The organism is Nonomuraea sp. NPDC050404, assembly GCF_040655495.1.
In the GTDB taxonomy this organism is placed as follows: Bacteria; Actinomycetota; Actinomycetes; order Streptosporangiales; family Streptosporangiaceae; genus Nonomuraea.
This window is the reverse complement of sequence record NZ_JBFAKB010000064.1, coordinates 1-18,191: the sequence shown is the minus strand read 5'-3', so window position 1 is coordinate 18,191 and position 18,191 is coordinate 1. Positions and strand designations below refer to the sequence as shown.

Below are 18,191 nucleotides of genomic sequence, written 5' to 3'. Positions count from 1 at the left end.
AGCCGATCGTACGCCGCGATACGACGTCTGCCAGACGCTGCCGGGCAAGCCTAGGGATATCCCCGAATCAGACCCGCACAGAGACAATGCGACACGAAGCGTAACAGTCGCATCGGATGCGATACGGCACAGAAGACCCGGCGGGAGCATCGGATGTGATACGGCACAGAATGCGCGGGGAGCACCACTGTCCCGTACACACGGATCGGCGGAAGTCGGGACCATCCCCGCGTGCGCGGGGAGCACTATTTGCGGCCATAGACACGGTCCTCCGCCGGGGGACCATCCCCGCGTGCGCGGGGAGCACTCTCGATGACCTGCGTCGTTAGCTCGCATTGAGGCCCAAATAGAGTACTTCCGAGAAGTCGGACATTCTGGAAACCGTCGACATTCGGGTCGGCTAACCCGAAAATTCCACGTCAGCCGGGCAGGCGGCAGCCCCCGCGCCTCGGCCGGGTTTGTGGCGCTCGGTGACGAGCGTCGCGCTGCTGTCAGGTGACGTCTGGTTCGGTGATGACGACCTTCCCCGCTCTGATGGCGAGCTTCTGGCCGGTGAGGGCGGACAACTGGCGCGCAGCGTTGCGGACCTGGCGGTCGAGATGGATCTTGGACTTGTAGAAGTCGCTGCCCAGGTCCGTGAAGTGGACACCGGGATGTGCGAGTAGGTAGTGGACGGCTTTCAGCACGGTGTTGCCGGTAGCGACGATGGCCTTGTGGTTGCCCCGCCGTTTGGCGACTCTTCGGTAGCGCTCGCCGAAGAACGAGTCGGTCTTGCCGGCGGCGAACACGATCGTACCCAGCGTGCGAGCCAGCCAGCGGTTGCCTTTCCCACGGCCCTTGTTCTTGCGTTTACCGGCCGACTCGTGGGTCTGCGGGCAGAACTTGGCCCAGGACACCAGATGCGCGCCGGTGGGGAACCGGGTCATATCGACCCCGATCTCGGCGATCAGTTCCACCGCTGAGGCCTCGCCGACCGCGGTGACCTCACGGAGTTGGGCGAGTTGTTCGGCGAAAGGGCGCGCCGCCTCAGTGATCTGGGCGTCCAGCGCGGCGATCTGCTCACTCATCCGATCGACGTTGGTGAGCATCATCGACAGGATCTGCGCGTGGTGGCCGGTGAAGAACCGCGTGTTCAACGCCTCGGCGAGTTCTTCGGCGGTGGCCCGGATCCGGTGGTCGGCCAGCCGGGCCAGCGCCGCCGCATCTCGCTCTCCCTCGGTCAGCGCGGCCAGCATGCGCCGTCCGGACCTGCCGAAGATGTCGCTGATCACCGAACTGATCTTGATCTGGGCGTCCTCCAGCAGCTTCTCGGTGCGCTGCATCTCCCGGGTCCGGTCCTCGACCAGCGACCGGCGATACCGGGTCAGGCTGCGCAGTTCCCGCACCGGCTGTGGATGCACGAGGCTGGGCTGGCACATCCCCTTCTCGGCCACCTTCGCCAGCCAGATGCTGTCCAGCTTGTCAGTCTTGGGCCGCCCCGGCACGCTCTTGACCTGGCGGGGGTTGAGCAGCCACACCTCAAACCCTTCGGCCTCCAGCAGGAAGTACGGGCCTTTCCAGTCGGGTAACGGCGGCACATTGCTGCGCCGCCGTCCCCTAAGAACCGGTCGTGCCCGCTTTCCAGGCAACCGGCTCAAGCAAGCCCAAAGGCATGCAGGTCAGGATGCAGAAACTACTGGTCCCCTGCTCGTGCCGTCTGGAAGGCGGCGTTGGCAGTGGGCATGGATGAGACGGAACATGGCGGGCGGGTCCGGAACCCCGGGTTCCGTGGTGGCGACCGATTGGTAGCGGGTCGTCTTGCGGACGGCTGTGATCCACTGCTCCCATTCCTCGGGATGCCGAGGCTCCTGTTCAGCAGGTAGGAGCAGCTGGCCGCAGAGCGGGCAGAGCCCGCGCTGTTTGTGGAGTAGCCGCAGCCGGGGCGGGTCGAGCGGGGGTGTCCCGCGTCGCCGCCGGGCTGCCCAGTAGCTGGTCAGGGCGGGATCGTCGGGTGAGGCCCAGCCCTTTACCAGGGTGTGTCGGGTGATCTTCGTCCAGGAGAACTTGAGGAGGTAGGCGCCGCTGTCGCGATCACCGAACACCCACCGGTCCCGCCTGGAGGGGACGAACCTGCCGAAGTACTTGCGGACGATCCAGCGTTTCCCCTTGTGAGGGTGAGTCCAGTTCGCCCACTTGTAGGTCAGCTTCCACATGTGGTCGTCCAACGCGTCGAACACCTTGGAGGACACGCAGTGCCGGTAGTAGGCCGACCAGCCCCGAATAATCGGGTTCAGCCGTATGAGCACCATCTGTGCGTGGTGGCCACGCAGCGCTTTCATCTCGGTGGTCAGCCGTGCCTTGATCCGTTTCACGGCCGTCTTGCTCGGCTTGATCAGCAGCTTGCCGCGATAGCGCCGAATGTTGAACCCGAGGAAGTCCACCCCGTCATCGAGGTGGACGATGCGGGTCTTGTCCTGGTTGAAGACCAGACCCCGGGGTTCCAGCCATGCGGCCAGCCGCGCTTTGACCTCCTCGACCTGCTCACGCGAGTGACACAGGGCGAGCACATCGTCGGCATACCTGATCAAGACAGGTGAGCCCGGTCTCGCCGTCCCGGCGTTCTTCCCGGTGGCGATGTATCGGACTCCGGCGGCCTCCTCCATTCCGTGCAGGGCCACGTTCATCAGCACGGGACTGATCACTCCGCCTTGCGGAGAGCCCCGCTCGGTCGGAGCGAATCGGCCCCGGTCGATCACCCCCGCTTTCAGCCAGGCCTCGATCATCGCCCTGCCGGGAAACGATCCGAGCTGGCCGAGAAGATGAGCGTGGTCGATGCGGTCGAACGCGGCGGTCAAGTCCGCGTCCAGCATCCATTGGCGTTTGCAGGTCGTACCCCGTGCGGTCACGAAGATCGCCTGCATCGCATCCTGGCAGCTGCGGCCCGGCCGGAACCCATACGATCTGGACTCGAACCGGGCCTCCCACTCAGGTTCCAGCGCGCCCGCCGTCAGAGCCTGAAGCGCCCTGTCAGCGATCACGGGAATTCCGAGTCCGCGCTGTTTTCCGTTGGCCTTCGGAATGAAAACCCGCCGGACGGGCCTGGGCTTCCAGGACGCCGCGCCGTGTTGGAGCCAGTCGGCCAGGTCGGCCTTCTCCCAACCCCCGAGCACGACCCGCCCATCGACCCCGGCCGTCTTGCGGCCAGTGTTGGTCTCCGTCACCCGCCGCACGCTCAGCAGAGCGTTCGCGCGAGAGCGGAGCATCAGCTTCTGCAAATTGCGGACCTTCTTCAGGTCCCCTGCCTGCGTCGCCGTGAAGATTCGCTGCCGCATCCGCCGTACTTGATCCTCGGCCTGCCGCCAATCCACGGCGTCCCAGTCCAAGACTTCGCCCTCAGGTCCGTTCACCATGACGGTGTCCAACTTGCCCATCGGTTCCGGTGTCTCCGTTCACCTGGTCTTCACAGGCTCACCAGACCCACGTCAGCTCCCTTTCGGGCCGGGCAGCTGCCCGTATCCGACCAGTTATGCGCGAACCATCCGGCAGAGGTGCCGGTTACGCGATCCTCGGTTTCCTGTCGCCTTGTCGGCCGTCGGCATTGGCTTCTTGGGTCATCCTGCGCCCGCTGGGGAATTGAGCCTTCCTCACGGTCGGCCGACCGGCGATCAGATCGCCGGACCCCAACGGGGTTGTCATGTTGCGCATGAGCAAGCTACGACCGGGCAGGGCGCCCTCTTAATCCCGGGGACGATGGTGCGCTCCCGGCCGACGATTACCTTTCAGCCGGCACCCGCCGTTCTTCCACGGCCAGTCCCTACGGCCCCGCTGGAGCATCCCATCTGCGGGGGGCACTTTCACGAGACGTCATCAAGGGTTCATTCACATTCGCCCATCGCCCCGGAGCGGCTGGCTACCGCCCTAAGGCCGGGGACTTCACTGCCCCCGCCGGTCTTCTCCTCGCCCGCGGCCCCCGGATGGAACACGGGCCGCTTCGGCTTTTACCCCGGGCTTCGCACGCCGCAGTCACCCGCGACGCACGCCAAGGCGGAGACAGGCCATCGCGCACTGGCCCGGGTACTACACCCTCGGCGTTAGCCGAACCTCATCGGTGCCTCCCACTTCACTCAAGCACCCTCATGTCGCACGTAATCCCCCGTCGCCTCCATCACCACCAGCGTGACGCCCTGGCAGCGAAACCAATCGGCCATCTCCAGCAACTCCCGGGTGACCGTGCGGTACTGACGGACCTCCTGCAGCCGGCGACCGGCCACCGTTTCATGCGGAACCCGCACGCAGCCCTCCAGCGTGGCCTTGCCGATGTCCAGCGCGGCCACCCGCTCGACGAACAGGACCTCATCCACTTCCTCCATCGCCATAACGGCGATCACCTCCGCGATGCGGCGAACCTCGACCGGCGTGGGCCACTCGCAGGAGCCCAGCGGGGAGATGGAAGAGGCGAACCCTCGTGCTCGCGGCAACAATGCGCAGGCCCCAAAACCAGGCTCCCGGCGATCAGACTTGCTTACGGCCTCACCTGCGCCATGCCACGTCGACGTCGGCGAGCGACCCGACCCAATTTTCCCGTATACGCGGCGTCCCGCCAGGGACCCGACCGACTTGCTTGGAATGAGGACTCCACGATACGGGTTAGCTTGTGCCTGCGAGGGCGCGCGCCGTCACGAACCGCACTGCTGTCAACGGGCACTGCCGACTCTTGGGTGCTGCGTCGTCACGGCTGGCTGGTCCCGGTCCGGGTGCGGCTCACCAGCCCATCGATTCTGTTGGAGAACGGGTGTGGTGAGGAGCCGGGTGCCGAAGTGGGCCGCAATCCGGGCCTCGCTAAGTTGTACCGCGGCGTGGAGGTCGTCGATGAGTGGCGCGGGTATGGGGCCTGTGTTCAGTCCGGCCGCCTCGACGGCTGCGATGAGCATTCGTTCGTGGGCGTCCGTGAGAGCAGCGCGGCATGTCTGATGGGCGAGCAGGTCCCGTGCCGCGTAGCCGTCACCGGCGGCGCGGATGTCGTGCACGAGTCGGGCGGTGATCGACGCCGCGGTTGTCTGGTCTGGGCCGCCCGCGAGGTCGATCATGGTCAGTCCGAGGCGGGTGTAGAAGATGATTAGCTCGTCGGCGGGTTCGAGATCGAGGTAGCGCTGCCGCATGGCTTCGATCTCCGCGTCGGCTGGTCGGCCGCTGGCGCGGCGGCATAGTACGCCGAGGGGGAGCGCGACCAGGTGCTCCCAGGGGTCGGTGAGGGTGCTTTCGTCCAGGAGTGCTTGCGCGTTTTCGTGTTGTCCGGCCAGGCAACGGGCCACGATGACGATCTGGCGGCCGTCCAGGAGCCGTCGGCCGACGCCGTGGTGGCGTTCGGCGTGCTGTGCTGCCTGCTGCCAGTGTCCTGCGCTGATCAGCGCTCGGGCGCCTTCGGCCAGGAAAACGCCCCACAGCCACTGGACCACGTCGCGGTGATCGTCGGCGCTGGCGGTGAGGTCGTGGAAGGATACAGGTTCGCCGTCGACGAGGGCATCGCCGTGGTCGGTGACGGCACGGTAGAGGTTCTCGAGCTGCTGGTAGGCGCCGTCGGCGTCGCCGGCGCGGATGGCCAGCCGGGCCAGGTTGACGGCGGGCTCCAGGGCGTAGCGTGCTTCTTGCGCAGTCAGTGGCCGGGCGTTCAGGAAGAGATGAATCTGGCGCCGGCACCATGCTCGCGCGAGGTCGGGTCGCCCGCAGTCGCTGGCGATCAACGATCCTTTGTTCATTGCCTGTACCGCCTGGGCCAGCAGGACAGGGCTGGTGCCAGCGGCCCGGGCGAGGGTGCGTACGTCATTGATGCGATCGGGCAGCGGCCGGTAGGTGGGCCTGGGTCGCGGAATCAGTGGGAAGCGCTGCGCGATCTGGGCAAGGTCAAGGGCGGCGTCCATGGGTTACGTCCAGTCGGTCACGGGCCGGGTGTGGGGTTGTCCGGAGTGGTACGCGCCTGGGTGGCGAGTGGGTGCGTCAGCGCTGGAGGGCTGCTGTTGCGGGTCGAGGCCGAATACGGCGGTGGTGGCGGTGGTGGCCAGCGCGGCTTGGGTGGTGTGGGGCAGGCCGTGCCGGTTGCACGTGAAGATGACGTGGTGGGCCAGGACGGCACGTAGCCCGCGGTCAAGTCTCCCGCTGTGAGCCAGCTCGGCGAGCTGCCGGCCGGTAGTGGTGAAGGCATTCGCCCACTCAGCGTGGTCGGCGAGGGCTGCACCAGGGCGGCAGAGGGTGGTGAGGTCCACGCTCATCAGCCTGCGTACCCTGTCGAGCTGATCGAGGCGGGGGAGCGCTGGCTGGCGGTGCGCGGCCACGCGTGCCCAGATGTCGCCCTGTTCGTACCAGTCCTGGCTGGCGGCGCGCATGAGTGCGGTGCACAGCAGGATGGCCAGTTCACAGTGGTGACTCGCGTCTGGGTGCGGGTGGGCGGTGGTGAGGTGGTCGAGCAGGTGGCGGCTGTCGTGGTGGAAGAGTTGGTGGGCGTGGTCCATGGCTTTGGCACCGCCGAAAGCGCGGAGTTCGGGCTCGTAGATGACGGGCGTGGCGCTGAGGATGTGCCCGGCGCCGACCAGCTCCACCAGTCGGCTGTGCAGGCGTTCCTCCACCGTGGTGCTGTTGTCTGTGACGCGGTAGCGGATACGCCAACACGGCATCTTACGGATGAACCACCACAAGGCGATCTCACCTCGGGCATGGGCTTCCGTGAGCAGGGAGGCGATATGCGCCAGGGCAACAGCCTGGGCATCGGCCCACAAGGGGAACGCGACGTTGATCTGCCGGTACTGCTTGTTCATGGCCGAGGCTCCGACGTTCAGGCGAGCGTGAGGACGGCGTCCCAGCGCGAGGCCGGGGCGGTGGCGGTGGCGACGGTGTGGAGCGCGAGCGCGGCCCCGGCGGCGCCGTCGAGGAACTCGAAGTCGTCCATGCGCGCGGACAGGTCATCGGCGAGCGAGCCGGCCAGAGCTGGCAGCTCGTCAGCGATCTGCGAGGTGCGCGCGTCAGCGGCCATCCGCCAGGCGGCCTGCAGCAGGCCGGCCTTGCCGTGGCACAGACCGATCTCGTCCAGCTGTGCCAGTTGCGCGGGGTCGCGTAGTGCGGCGAGCATCGCCTCATCGGCGGTCTGCTGGCGGTCGAGGTCGCCGAGCGCCATGCCGGCGAGCTGCTGGGCGCGCGCTGTTCCGGCGATGCCGTAACACCAGGACGGTCGGGGCCGCAGATACGGAGCGATCTTTCCGTCGCGGGCCTGGGCGGCGGAGATGAGGCCCGGCCACCACGGGCCGGTGTCGTCGTGCTGGCGCCACTGGTCGGTCCATGCGCAGATGCTGCGCACCGCGTCCTCGGCGCCGGGGATCTGGACGCCCTGCAGGATGGCCAGGGAGAGCACGGCCAGGGTGGAGCCGATGCCGTGGGACAGGCCGACGTTGCCGTGTCCCTCCGGGTATTGGTCCGGGTCGGGTTCGCCGTTCGGTGCGACGTTCGTCCACCACGGCGGGAACGGGTCGTCGGCTCTCCACGGGGTGGTGAGCCGCACCAGGTAGGTCAGCGTGGAGACGGTGAGGGGGTGCTCGGGGTGGAAGGCCAGGTGGTAGGCGGCCAGCCCGGTGAGCCCGCGGATCAGGTCGAACTCCTTCATCGTGGGCCGCTCGCCGCGTTCGATGCGGGCGTGTGCGGCTGCCAGGCGCTTGCTGGTGATGGCGGAGGTGGCGCTGTCCAGGCGCGCGAGCGTGTCCCGGTAGCGGCCGTTGCCGCTGTGGGCGGCGTGCACCGCGAACGCCAGGGAGGGCGCGCCGTAGAACAGGCCGGCGTTGTCGGCCGTGCTGAGCGGTGCTTCGACGGCCGCGGTCAGCCACTGGTGGGCGGTCGGGTGGTCGCCGTGACCGGTGTGGGCCCGTTCGATGTGCAGCAGGGCGATGCCTGCCGCGCCACCCGCCAGTGACTGCGGCCACGGGCGGCCGCCGCGGTGCATGGTGGCCGCCAGGTAGGGGTTGGTCAGCGCCACGGCGATGCGGTCGGCCGCGGCCAGCGCAGCGGTCTGCGGCGTGGTCATGAGTGTCTCCTGGGTCGGGTCCGTGCCGCGGTCCAGCTCAAGGCGGTGGCCCGCGCCAGATGCAGGCACGCCCGCTCGCTGACGGGGGACACGCCGATCGTCCGTACGTGGTTCAGATGCAGTAGATCGGGGAGCAGGTCAGGCGCGTTGATGCCCGCGGCCTCCAAAGCGACGCGGTAGGTGGCCAGGGCGGTCTGCCGTCGCTCCCAGCTGGTGAGGATGGTCTGCCAACCAGGTTCAAGGGCCAGGTCCTTGCGGTGGTCGGGATTGGCCAGAGCCAGAGCCTGGTTGAAGAGAGCGCGGTCGGGAGCTTGAGGGTCGGGTCGGGTGTGGTCGATGAGCCAGCGCATCGCCTCGGCGGTGTCGCCGATCAGCGCCATGGCCAGGTCGAGGAGCCCTGCGGCGGTCAGCGCGCGCACATCAGGCCCGGAAGGTGTCGCGGTGCAGGCCGACAGTTGGGCGAGGACGGAGGCGGAATCTGCGGCGAAATATGCTTCGGCCGCGTCCATCGCGTCCGGGCCGCCGAATCGGGCGGTCTCGGGATAGTAGGTGTCCCATTGCACTCGGCCGATCAGGCCGGTCCGGCGTAGGTGGTCGCACCAGGTGTTGATGCGGTCGATGACGGCGGTGAGCGTGTCCGGTGGCACGGTCATGCGGATGCGCAGGTGCTCGTCGGAGTCGTGGTAGCGCAGGAACCACCACGCGAGCGGGCCGGCGAGCGGTTCCAGCAGCTCCACCAAGCGGGGCATGTGCCGGAGGAGGATGCTGGTGTGCCGGTCGGGGTGCCCGTACAGCTTCAGGTACAGCCGCCCGTTCTGGCCGGGCAGGTACCCATGGCCGCGACCGCTGACGTCGTAGATGCGGCTGGGCGGGTCGGCTGGGGCGGCGGTCGCCTTCAGCGGCAGCACCAGCTCATGGGCGTGGCCGCCGATCCACCCGGCGGCGTCAGGGCCGGGAGCGGGCTGTAGCGCGGCGGGGTCGCGGGTGCGCAGGTGGTCCCGTAGGAGCGCCCGGTGGGCGGGCTCGTCGAGGTCGAGGATGATGCGGCGGTCGCCTTCGCCGAGGTAGACCCTCGTTGGGAGGCTGACCCTCGTCTGCCATGCGGCCAGGGCGTTGTCCCAGCCCGGCCATGATGTTTGTGGGCCGGGCAGGTCGGAGGCGGACAGGTGCCAACGTGCTGGCGAGATGATGGTGTGCCCGTAGCGCAGTGCCGGCAGAAACGGCAGCCTGGCGGCTAGTCCCCAATCGAATTCGGTGCAGGGCGTGCAGAGCGCGGTCGGCGCTTCGGTCAGGAAGCGCACCATTGGGTGGATATGGGTGGCCGGGTTGACGGCGTTCAGTGACAGCGGCTCCACGATGCGGCGCCGGGAACGGGACATGACGTACAGGCGGTGGGCGTCCGCAGTGATGGCAAGGTCGTCCACGGTGAGCGACCCGTGGGGGTACTCTCCGATCGGGAGTAGGTGCTCGCAGGCTTGCGGGGCGCGAGCGACGTCTCCGCTGCTGGTGTGCAGCGGCGGCGCGGAAATCTGAACTGTCAGTGCTCCGCGGCTTGCTGTCGGTGCTTCGGCGCACAGCATCGCGGTCCGCTGCAGGTCGTCCTCCTCCAGTAGGGACAGGAACCGACTGATCGTTGTGCTGGCGTGGCGGGATACACCGAGGATCGCCAGCCTGTAGGTGCCGTCGGCGATCGCTTGCGGGTTGGGGGCGTCCACGCGGAAGGTCAAAGCGGTGCTGGGCTGGACGGGTATGCCCTCACCGACGGTGGACAGGCGGTCGATGAGCTCGTCATCCAAGACGATCTCCTGTTGGCGGTTCAGCGTGGCCCGCCCAGCCAGGGTGAGCAGCTCGGTGTCGCGCAAGGTCGGCGCGGCTCGCTGGGGAGAGGTGGTGCCGAGGTATCCGGCCGGGTAGCCGAGTCCGATGTCGGCGTCGATGACGTCCGGGACGGGCACGAGGGCGTACGGGCCGTAGCGCTCGAGGAAGCGCTGGTGCCAGTCGATCCAGCCGCTGCTGAGGGCGGGCCGGTGGGCCAGGCGGATGAGCACGTCCGATGCGGTGGCCGCTTCCCTTGCTACGGGGGCGGGCAACGTCATGCTGACGTCGAGGCGGGTGTCGAGGGCGAGCGGCTGAGTATCGGCGTGCACCGCTCGCATCGAGGCGGTCGCTCGCGTCATGGCCTCCTGCAGATCGGCTGGCTGCGTCAGACGCCTTGGGTACGCGAGTTGCTCGGCGATGTCACGCAGCCGTTTGATCGTTTCGGCGGCTTCTCCCACGGTGTCGGCGTTCACGGCGTCGAGCTCGGCGAGGACATGGCCGAGGGGGTCGCTCGCCGTCGTCGGCGGGCGCAAGCTCGTAAGCAAGATCCGTTCGCCTACCAGGCGCGCCAGTAGCGTGTCGATGACGTGCTCGGATGCGGTGGGGAACGTGGTGGCGAGCTGGTTGTGGAGGCTCTCATGAGGCACTGGGTGAAGGGCCAGGCGTAGTGCGGCTCGCAGGGGTTCGGTGGCGCGCAGGCTGACGTGCGCGGGGGCTCCGTTCGGTCGTGCGTGAGGGCGGTGCTCCAGGACGATCTGGCCGTCTCGTTCGAACAGCAGGTTGTTGGCCACGACGGGCAGGCGCCTGCGCAGTGCTGATGTGCCTTCTAGCTGGTCGATGACGGCGGAGAGCCAGGCGGTGCGCACCCGCAGCACTGCCTGGTGGGCGTCGCCGATCCGCACGGAAGGTCGGCGGGCTGGGGTGAAGTGGGTTGGGGCGATGCCGGCGAACATGCCGAACGGGGTCGCCCGGGTCTGGGCGCGCAGCAGGTAGCGGAGGGTCGACACCACCAGGCGGCGTGCGTCGGCGTCGTCGAAGTGGCGGCCGTTCAGCATGGCGCCGACGCGCTGCGCCAGCTCAGGGCTGGCCTGCTGGACTGCTGTCGCGAAGGTGGGGATTCCCCAGATAGCGCCCAGCCAGTGCCGCCAGGAGGCCTGATCGGCTGATGGGCTGGTCAGGTCTGGCCACGGGGGAAGCGGTTGCTGCTGTGGCCACGTTGCCGCGCGCAGCAACGCAGTGTCGGCGTATTCGTACATTGCCGTCCTGTAAGGGGTGGCGCCCTTGGTCGGCCGATCGGCGGATCGGCCGACCGCAGGCGCGCATGTCAGAGGTAGTGCGTCCACTTGCGGTGCGGACGCGGGCTGCCCGTTATGTGCAGGTCTTGGGGCAGGCGCTCTGGCAGGTCTTGCCGCAGCCGTCGTCGGTCATCCGGATCAGTCGGTCGGCCTCCGGCCCGGACTCGATGAACTCGATGTTCAGCTCGAAGTCCGGCTCGGTTCCAAGAGCGACCGTTGGTGGGACGGCAGCCGAGGCGGGCGGTGCCTCGGCCAGTCGTGCGGACATGTCTGTCTCCTCACGTGTGGCGGGTGGGGCTTCCGGATGCCGTCAGGCGATGTCACCGTCAGGGGATCCGGAGATCTTGGGCCAGGAGACGACGACGCTTCCGTGTCGCTTGCTCAGAACCCCGCTCAGTCCCGGCTCTGGCGAGGTGGCGGTCTGCGTGGGTACGTAGCGGATGGAGGCGGCGTTTCGGCGGCGGAAATTCTCCGACCAGCGGCGCAGTAGATTCCCGTACTGTGCCGCGACGATCGCGGCGGAGGGGCCGTGCGCGATGACACCGCATTCGAAGTCCTCGTCGCTGTCCTGGCGGGCGCGTTTGATGCGGTAGGCGAAGCTGCCGTCGCCTGTGATGAGGGCGGGTACTCCGAGGCGGGTGGCGGCGGTCAGCAGCCCTTCGTCGATGCGTGCTTGACTGGCGTGTAGCAGGGCCATCTGGGGTGAGTTGGTCAGGAGGAACAGCTCCAGTTCGTCAGGGAGATCGAAGGTGGCGCCGGGCCAGGACTCCGCGGCGGGTTCGCGTAGGGCCTGCTGGACCGCGGTCACGTTGAAGCCGGCCTCGTCGGAGTCCTCAATGGTCAGGTAGACGCCCGTGTCGAGCTTGAGGCGGCGGCGGTCGTGGGCTCCTTCACCCTGCACGGGGACGAAGCGGCACAGGCGGTAGCTGCGGCTGATCAGCTCGGCGCCGTCGCGGTCGAAAGCGATGGATCGGGTGACGCCCTTCATCCGCAGGGGCACCACGATGCGGCCATCGCTGGTGAGCTGCTTCAGCCATGCGGGCGGGATGTCCGGGCTGTCGAAGGTGACGATGATCCGGTCGTACGGAGCGCCGGCAGGCACACCGTACTCGGCGTCGGCGAGGACCACGTCGATGCGGTTGTAGCCAGCTTGAGCGAGGCAGGTGCGGGCACGTTCGACGATGTCGGGGTCGATGTCGACGGAGGTGACGTGCCCGGTGGGTCCGACGAGCTCGTCCAGGAGGGCGGCGTTGTAGCCCATGGAGCCGATCTCGAGCACGTTCATGCCGGGGCTGATGGTGGCTTGCTCCAGCATGGTGGCCTGAAGATGAGCGGATGACAGCGAGCTGAGGGTCAAGCCGTCGCCGGCGCGCTTGACCGGTACTGCGGTGTTCGACTCGTACGCCTCCTCCAGAGGTACCTCCGGTGCGAACAGGTGCCGGGGCACCGTGGCCATGGCGTCGGCCACGGCCTCTGAGGTGATTGGATCGCCGCGGAGTTCGTCGACCATGGTGGCGCGGAGGCGGGCAGGTCCATCAACGCCGTGATTGCGGAAAGTAATCAATTGGGTCACCGTCTTGGTCGGGTGGCGGGACAGTTCAGCGTCGGGCGGGTGAGGCCTACAGTTCGTGGCCTGCCGCTGCCGTACGGGCGACCGGTGCATACCACCCGCGCTGGGAGGACATCCCACGTCTGACCAGGAGATCGCGACGCGAGTGTGTTCCTTGGTGATGGTCACGCCCTTCGGCGGCGCTTCCACAGGGCGGCCGATCAGCCAGACAGAGATCCTCGGGCCGGGGCCGCCGCGGTAGTGGAAGTGCGGTCATGATGTCCCGCAGTGTGGCCGCATCTCGGAAGCCGTTGTCGATGCTCACGGGTAGGTCCCCTCTTCTTGGCCGTTGATGGGCGACTGGTCGATGGTGACTGTCGGAAGGCCGCTGCGCGGGTCAGCCGCGCCGTCCTCTACGGCGAGAGAAAGGTGTCGGGCTCCGACCCTTCTCCGCGGCTCAGATGCTCGGTGCCGTGCCGCATGACCAGGGCGATGTATGCCTCGAGAGCCTTGCGGTAGCGGCCCCTGCCGGTCTCCTCGTAGCGGTCGTCGCCGCTCCGGCGCAGCACGAAGTAGGTGCCACTCTCCGACGCGAATTCATAGAGTCCGCAGCACGAGGTGTGCCTGACCCGGAGTGCCCTGCTCGGCCTGTACGGCTCCCACTCGAACGCGGGCTCGTCCTGCCTTGGCCCAACCGTTCGCGGTTGACCGACTTCCACCAATGCCTGCTCTTTCCACCCGCGCTTACCGTCTTCTGCCATGGGATGAGCAGTAATAAGGTCCTGGGGCGCTGCTGGAGCTGAGCAGTCCACGCCTGGCCGGTGGCATCGTCAGCATCGGTCGGCTGCGCAGTGTCATTCAGCATGAGACCACCTCCCCGTGGTCTGCCTCTGTATCGACCGTGGCGGTTCTACGCTTCTCCATGGGGCCAAACCCTTTCTTCCTGATCAAGGTCTCGGGATCCTCCGGCACTCACACAACCGGGCAGCCCTCGCGAGGCGAAGAGCGCTGGCGGCGAACCTCTCAGGAGTAGCGTTGCCAGCACAGGGAGTAATGGCCAGAGGTTGGCTGTCCGCAAGGGTGTACGCAAGGTTGCGGACACCCTTGCGGCCGTGACAGGGAGCGCCGCATGGGCATAGAGACGTTCGGTGAGACGCTTCGACGTCTACGCCTACGTGCCGATATGTCTCTTCGTGAACTGGCCCGGGTGGCTCACTGCAGCAAGACTCATGTTGCCGATCTTGAAAGCGGGCGACGCGCACCGACCCTGCCGATCGCGAAGGCACTGGACGAGGCTCTCAGGGCAAACGATGAGCTCGTGGCCTTGGCCGATGACAGGCAGCGCACCGTTGTGTGGCCGGCGGCGAGCCTGGACGCGCTGCCGCCTGTCGCGGTGATCCTGAGCGATCCTCGCCGCTACGTGGATGGATCCGTGGTGCAGGAACTGCGCGTCCAGCTCGACGCGAGCAAAGAGGACGATGGTGCTCTCGGTCCGTCAGCGGCTCTGCCCAAAGTGCAGGTCGTACTCGCGACGGTACGGCACTCCGTTCGCGAAGTCCGGCCTCACGTTCGGCGGCAACTGCTGGCCGTGGGAGCGGAGTCCGCGGAGTTCGTCGGCTGGTTGTACCGTGATCTTGGAGATCTGCCCACGGCGACGTACTGGTACGACCGGGCCATCGAATGGGCGCAAGAAGCCGACGACGGCCCTATGCAGGGGTACGTGCTGCTGCGCAAGTCCCAGCTCGCCTACGATCGGCGTGATGCGCTGAAGGTGCTGACCTTGGCTGAAGCCGCTGCTCTTGAACGGTGGCAGTTGCCGCCCCAGGTCAGGGCCGAGGTCGCGCAACAACGAGCCCGCGGCTACGCCATGGTCGGGGAACCTATGGACAAGGTCGAGCGGGCGCTCGGCGAAGCCCTCCGGTGGCTCGATGAGTTCGAAAGCAGCCGTGGTGAGAGCGGCACACGACTCAGCAGCACGTACAACCACGCCGACCTGACCCTGCGAACCGCCAGTTGCTACATCGAGGCCGGGCAGCCGGCGCGGGCGGCCGGGCTGTACCAGGACGTGTTGCAGGGCACGTCACCGCTATCTCGCCGGGACCAGGGGTACTTCCTGGCCCGCCGAGCCTTCTCCCTCGCCCTGGCTGGCCAGCCCGACGAAGCCGCCGCCGTCGGCATGATGTCGGTGGTGCTTGCCAACACCACCAGTTCCCTGCGTACCAAACGCGAGCTGGGGCGCGCCGTCCGCGCCCTCAAGCCGTGGGGCGCACGGCCCGGCCCGAGACAACTGGACGAGGCGCTACGCCCTTAGCGGTTTCTCCTGCGTCAGCCACTCGGCCACCGTCCGGATGACAAACGCCTGCCACTCCTGGCTCTGCGGATGGAGGTACTGCGGGTCATCATGTACCGCGAAGCCGTGCTGGGCGCCATCGATCTCGACGAGTCGGCACGGCGCCCGGAACGCCGGCACCGCTGCCCTGGAGGCTTCCACCGGCACGAACGTGTCCTTGGTGCCGTGCACGATGAGCGTGGGCGCAGCCACCTCACCGAGCGCTTCGTGGGGGCGCAGCCAGAACACCTCGTTGTAGATGGCTCGGCCGTGCTTGAGGCTCGTTGAGTGAAAGAGGTAGCCCTGCGTGCGGAGTTGCGTCGCTGCCTCGTCGGTCAGATAGTCGTTCTGCCAGAACGGACGGCTGTCGATCGTGCGCTCTTTGTAGTTCAACCGGGGGTTCAACAACACCAGACGAGAGATCTCGTTGGGGCACTTGGCGGCGTAGTAGGCCGTGATTCCGCCGGTGAAGCTCGTACCGAGCAGGCTGAGGTCGGCCGCCCCGGTCGCGTCACGGACCTGCCGCAGCGCTACCCGGATGTCGTTGAGGATGGCCGAGATCGTCAGCTCTTCTTGCCGGCCCTCGCTGTCCCCGTGGCCACGCAGATCGAAGCGCAAAGACGCCAAGCCGAAATCGCTCAGCCCGAGGGCCAGCCGGGTGAAAAAGCCGCCCTCCTCGCGCGTGACCCCGCCGCCGTGCACCAGGACGACGGCGTGATCGGGTGGTACGGCTGGTGCGATGAGTATTCCGGCAAGGTGGAGGCCGTCCAGAGTACGGAAAGTGATTTCCTGCACGGTTGCAGTCACGTACAGCAGCATAAGGACGGTGCTGTCGACGTGGAAGCGTCCACGATGCGTCGTCGGTGCGAACTCACGAAGCAAGGAGACGGTGACATGGGACGTAGTACGACAACGGACAGTGACGTCTCATGTGGAGTCCACATTTGAGGTCCGAAGTCCTGCCGGTAGCCGGGCTTGCGTCCCGCCGCGCCACGGAACCGTGCGACAACGGTGCATCCATAGGCGACTTGACAGACGACCCCGACTTCCGCGCCGCTGCTCTCGGGCTGGAGCGCACGGCCGGCCGGCATACGATGATCTTGCCTTTGACCTCATGCGGCTCTGGACACGCCAGTTCCCAGCACTCCAACCTCGCCGAACTCAACACCCGGCGGACCGCCTGCACATCCGGCCCGAAATGGTTCCCGCCGGGCCGTGAATCACCCGACACGATGAGCACCCCGCTCGCGTGCCCCTCTGCCGGAATCCGTCGGCGATCGTCCCCGAGCAAAGTCTCCGCATGTTGGGACAACGACTGTGACTCTGACGAGCTTTGCGGTGCTGAGCTCCACGCGTCCATGAACACGCTCGGAGTGCTCGCGTCGCCGGTGAGGTCCTGTCCCGGGGAGATGCGAGTGGTATCGCGCGGCGTATGCTGCGGTACGGTCTTCGGCGCGGCCGCGTCGATCCTCTGCCGGGCCTCCTCCACGGGAAGGCCGAGCGCCCGAGCCATCTTGTCCATGCTCATCCCCTGAGCCCGGGTACCGGTGGGCCGCCCCGACCGCCGCATCCAGTGCCGCGCCCCGTTCCCGCCAATCGGGCGCCGCCCGGACGGCGTCTCCGAGCCTCGCCAGATACAGCAGCGCCCGGAACTCCTCCCCGTCATCCCCGCTCACATCTCGGCGGCTTCCGTCGCAGGCGTGGACTCCAGCGCCTCAATGAGATTCTCCAGCGCCGCAGCATGCACCGGATAGCGGCGGGCCATCCGCCGCAACCGCCCAACACCCGCCCCTCGCTGCGTGTCCGTGGCCGACTCACCGGCGGCCCGCATCCACGCCTCCGGATCGGCCGCCTCCGAGGGCGCCTCTCTGAGGACTGCCGCCACCGCTGCCAGGAACGGAGCAGCGAACCTCGTACTAGTCAGTCGGGGAGCCGCTTGCCACAGGAGGCTGAGCTTGTCCAAGGCGCCGGCTTCAACGAACCGGTACCCGTGATCAGCCGCCACGGTCACATCCGTCACGGCATCGAAAACCTCGTCCAGCTCCAATGACTCCAGGAGTTCCAGGATCGCCGCGTGCTGCTCTGTGACCTCGTTCTTGGCGTCACTGAGCAGCGCCACAGTTTCTGGGCGAGCCAATTCGCTCCTGTTCGTGCGAAGGAACGCCCGCGACTGTGCCCAGTCCGGGGTGTTCAGCCATGCGCGGATCAGGGTCACGTGCCTGTCCTGCGCGGTCCTGGCGCTGAGTACCCGATCGAGCCCATCCTCACCGATGGCGTCCAACACCTCGGAAAGCTCCTCAAGCGCGGTGACTTCCGGGTACCAGGCCCGAGCCAGGTCGAGGGCGGCTCGACCGTCGTCTCCGGACAGCGCAGTGTGTTCAGCGCGGAGGAAGGCCGACTTCGCCTGCCAGTCGGACGCCGCCAGCCATCGGTTCAGGCGTTCCGTCTCCACGTCGCTCAGGGAACCCACAACCCAGTGCGGCCACCCTTCCCGCGTTGTGCCCGCCTCAGTGAGCTGGGCCGCAACTCGCTGCAGCGCACGCCGTGCTCGCCCACGCCACTGCGGATTCTCATCCGCAGTGGCGCACCGTACGGCCCGGGTGAACGTCTCTGCGGCATCCGAACTGTGACCACTGGCGGACTGCCGGACTGCAAGCTGGAGCAGGCACTCCGCTTGAGCTCCTGGTCGAAGGCCTGACGCGATTCCCGACCAAACACCTGCCACCTCGCCTGCCCGCTTCAGCCCTTCCAAAAGGTCTGCGAGGTTGTTCAGCGACGTGGCCAGGTCGGGCAGGAAGGCTGCTGGGCTGGCTTCGGCCAGGGTCCTGCGGATGGTGACGGCTTCCTGGATCGACTTCAGCGCTGCCTCCCGATCCCCGCTGTCGGACTGCTGGATCGACAGGTTGTTCAGCGACATGGCCAGGTCGGGCAGGAAGGCTGCTGGGCTGGCTTCGGCCAGGGTGCGGTAGTGGGTGACGGCTTCCTGGATGGTTTCCAAGGCGGCGGCCCGGTACCCGCTGTCGGACTGCCGGTTCGACAGGTTGTTCAGCGAGCCGGCCAGGTCGGGCAGGAAGGCTGCTGGGCTGGCTTCGGCCAGGGTCCTGCGGATGGTGACGGCTTCCTGGATGGTTTCCAAGGCGGCGGCCCGGTACCCGCTGT

The 18,191-nt window shown here is 67.5% G+C and carries 13 protein-coding genes; 1 reads left to right on the top strand and 12 read right to left on the bottom strand.

Annotated features, from left to right (window positions below):
* Positions 1–491: 491 nt before the first annotated feature.
* The 10 genes from AB0I81_RS63375 to AB0I81_RS63330 all read right to left on the bottom strand — a co-directional run bounded on the left by AB0I81_RS63375 (position 492) and on the right by AB0I81_RS63330 (position 13,272).
* Entirely contained in the window at positions 492–1,577 is a 1,086-nt protein-coding gene (locus AB0I81_RS63375; RefSeq protein WP_360680431.1) for an IS110 family transposase, read from the bottom strand.
* Between the two features lie 81 nt (positions 1,578–1,658).
* Positions 1,659–3,401 (bottom strand): group II intron reverse transcriptase/maturase, encoded by a 1,743-nt coding sequence (gene ltrA, locus AB0I81_RS63370; protein WP_360680428.1) that lies wholly within the window; start codon positions 3,399–3,401, stop codon positions 1,659–1,661.
* A gap of 702 nt (positions 3,402–4,103) precedes the next feature.
* Positions 4,104–4,355: a hypothetical protein gene (locus AB0I81_RS63365; RefSeq protein ID WP_360680425.1), complete on the bottom strand. Its 252-nt coding sequence runs from the start codon at positions 4,353–4,355 to the stop codon at positions 4,104–4,106.
* A 318-nt stretch (positions 4,356–4,673) separates the two neighbouring features.
* Positions 4,674–5,897: a hypothetical protein gene (locus AB0I81_RS63360; RefSeq protein ID WP_360680422.1), complete on the bottom strand. Its 1,224-nt coding sequence runs from the start codon at positions 5,895–5,897 to the stop codon at positions 4,674–4,676.
* Between the two features lie 3 nt (positions 5,898–5,900).
* Positions 5,901–6,788: a thiopeptide-type bacteriocin biosynthesis protein gene (locus AB0I81_RS63355; RefSeq protein ID WP_360680420.1), complete on the bottom strand. Its 888-nt coding sequence runs from the start codon at positions 6,786–6,788 to the stop codon at positions 5,901–5,903.
* A 17-nt stretch (positions 6,789–6,805) separates the two neighbouring features.
* The gene (locus AB0I81_RS63350) at positions 6,806–8,041 is read right to left on the bottom strand and encodes a lanthionine synthetase C family protein (protein WP_360680417.1); all 1,236 of its coding nucleotides are present in this window, start codon (positions 8,039–8,041) and stop codon (positions 6,806–6,808) included.
* The gene (locus AB0I81_RS63345; protein ID WP_360680414.1) at positions 8,038–11,115 is read right to left on the bottom strand and encodes a lantibiotic dehydratase; all 3,078 of its coding nucleotides are present in this window, start codon (positions 11,113–11,115) and stop codon (positions 8,038–8,040) included. Before AB0I81_RS63345 ends, AB0I81_RS63350 begins: the two co-directional genes overlap by 4 nt.
* 112 nt (positions 11,116–11,227) lie before the next feature.
* Complete coding sequence (locus AB0I81_RS63340; protein WP_360680411.1) at positions 11,228–11,422, bottom strand: FxLD family lanthipeptide; 195 nt, start codon at positions 11,420–11,422, stop codon at positions 11,228–11,230.
* A 42-nt stretch (positions 11,423–11,464) separates the two neighbouring features.
* Complete coding sequence (gene fxlM / locus AB0I81_RS63335) at positions 11,465–12,892, bottom strand: methyltransferase, FxLD system (RefSeq protein WP_360680408.1); 1,428 nt, start codon at positions 12,890–12,892, stop codon at positions 11,465–11,467.
* A gap of 224 nt (positions 12,893–13,116) precedes the next feature.
* Positions 13,117–13,272, bottom strand: a complete 156-nt coding sequence (locus tag AB0I81_RS63330; RefSeq protein ID WP_360680405.1) for a hypothetical protein — start codon at positions 13,270–13,272, stop codon at positions 13,117–13,119.
* Between the two features lie 560 nt (positions 13,273–13,832).
* Here AB0I81_RS63330 and AB0I81_RS63325 point away from each other — a divergent pair.
* Complete coding sequence (locus tag AB0I81_RS63325) at positions 13,833–15,014, top strand: helix-turn-helix transcriptional regulator (RefSeq protein ID WP_360680402.1); 1,182 nt, start codon at positions 13,833–13,835, stop codon at positions 15,012–15,014.
* Here the strand turns inward: AB0I81_RS63325 and AB0I81_RS63320 are convergent.
* Both AB0I81_RS63320 and AB0I81_RS63315 read right to left on the bottom strand, forming a co-directional pair.
* The gene (locus AB0I81_RS63320; protein ID WP_360680399.1) at positions 15,003–15,851 is read right to left on the bottom strand and encodes an alpha/beta fold hydrolase; all 849 of its coding nucleotides are present in this window, start codon (positions 15,849–15,851) and stop codon (positions 15,003–15,005) included. The genes AB0I81_RS63325 and AB0I81_RS63320 overlap by 12 nt on opposite strands.
* An 853-nt stretch (positions 15,852–16,704) precedes the next feature.
* A partial coding sequence (locus tag AB0I81_RS63315; protein WP_360680397.1) for a hypothetical protein occupies positions 16,705–18,191 on the bottom strand: 1,487 nt, incomplete at its 5' end.

What these genes read in the sequence shown, in the direction of transcription:
- AB0I81_RS63365 (WP_360680425.1), bottom strand. Translation starts at nt 4,355, where the DNA reads ATGGCGATGGAGGAAGTGGATGAGGTCCTGTTCGTCGAGCGGGTGGCC.
- AB0I81_RS63360 (WP_360680422.1), bottom strand. Translation starts at nt 5,897, where the DNA reads ATGGACGCCGCCCTTGACCTTGCCCAGATCGCGCAGCGCTTCCCACTG.
- AB0I81_RS63355 (WP_360680420.1), bottom strand. Translation starts at nt 6,788, where the DNA reads ATGAACAAGCAGTACCGGCAGATCAACGTCGCGTTCCCCTTGTGGGCC.
- AB0I81_RS63350 (WP_360680417.1), bottom strand. Translation starts at nt 8,041, where the DNA reads ATGACCACGCCGCAGACCGCTGCGCTGGCCGCGGCCGACCGCATCGCC.
- AB0I81_RS63345 (WP_360680414.1), bottom strand. Translation starts at nt 11,115, where the DNA reads ATGTACGAATACGCCGACACTGCGTTGCTGCGCGCGGCAACGTGGCCA.
- AB0I81_RS63340 (WP_360680411.1), bottom strand. Translation starts at nt 11,422, where the DNA reads ATGTCCGCACGACTGGCCGAGGCACCGCCCGCCTCGGCTGCCGTCCCA.
- AB0I81_RS63325 (WP_360680402.1), top strand. Translation starts at nt 13,833, where the DNA reads ATGGGCATAGAGACGTTCGGTGAGACGCTTCGACGTCTACGCCTACGT.
- AB0I81_RS63320 (WP_360680399.1), bottom strand. Translation starts at nt 15,851, where the DNA reads ATGCTGCTGTACGTGACTGCAACCGTGCAGGAAATCACTTTCCGTACT.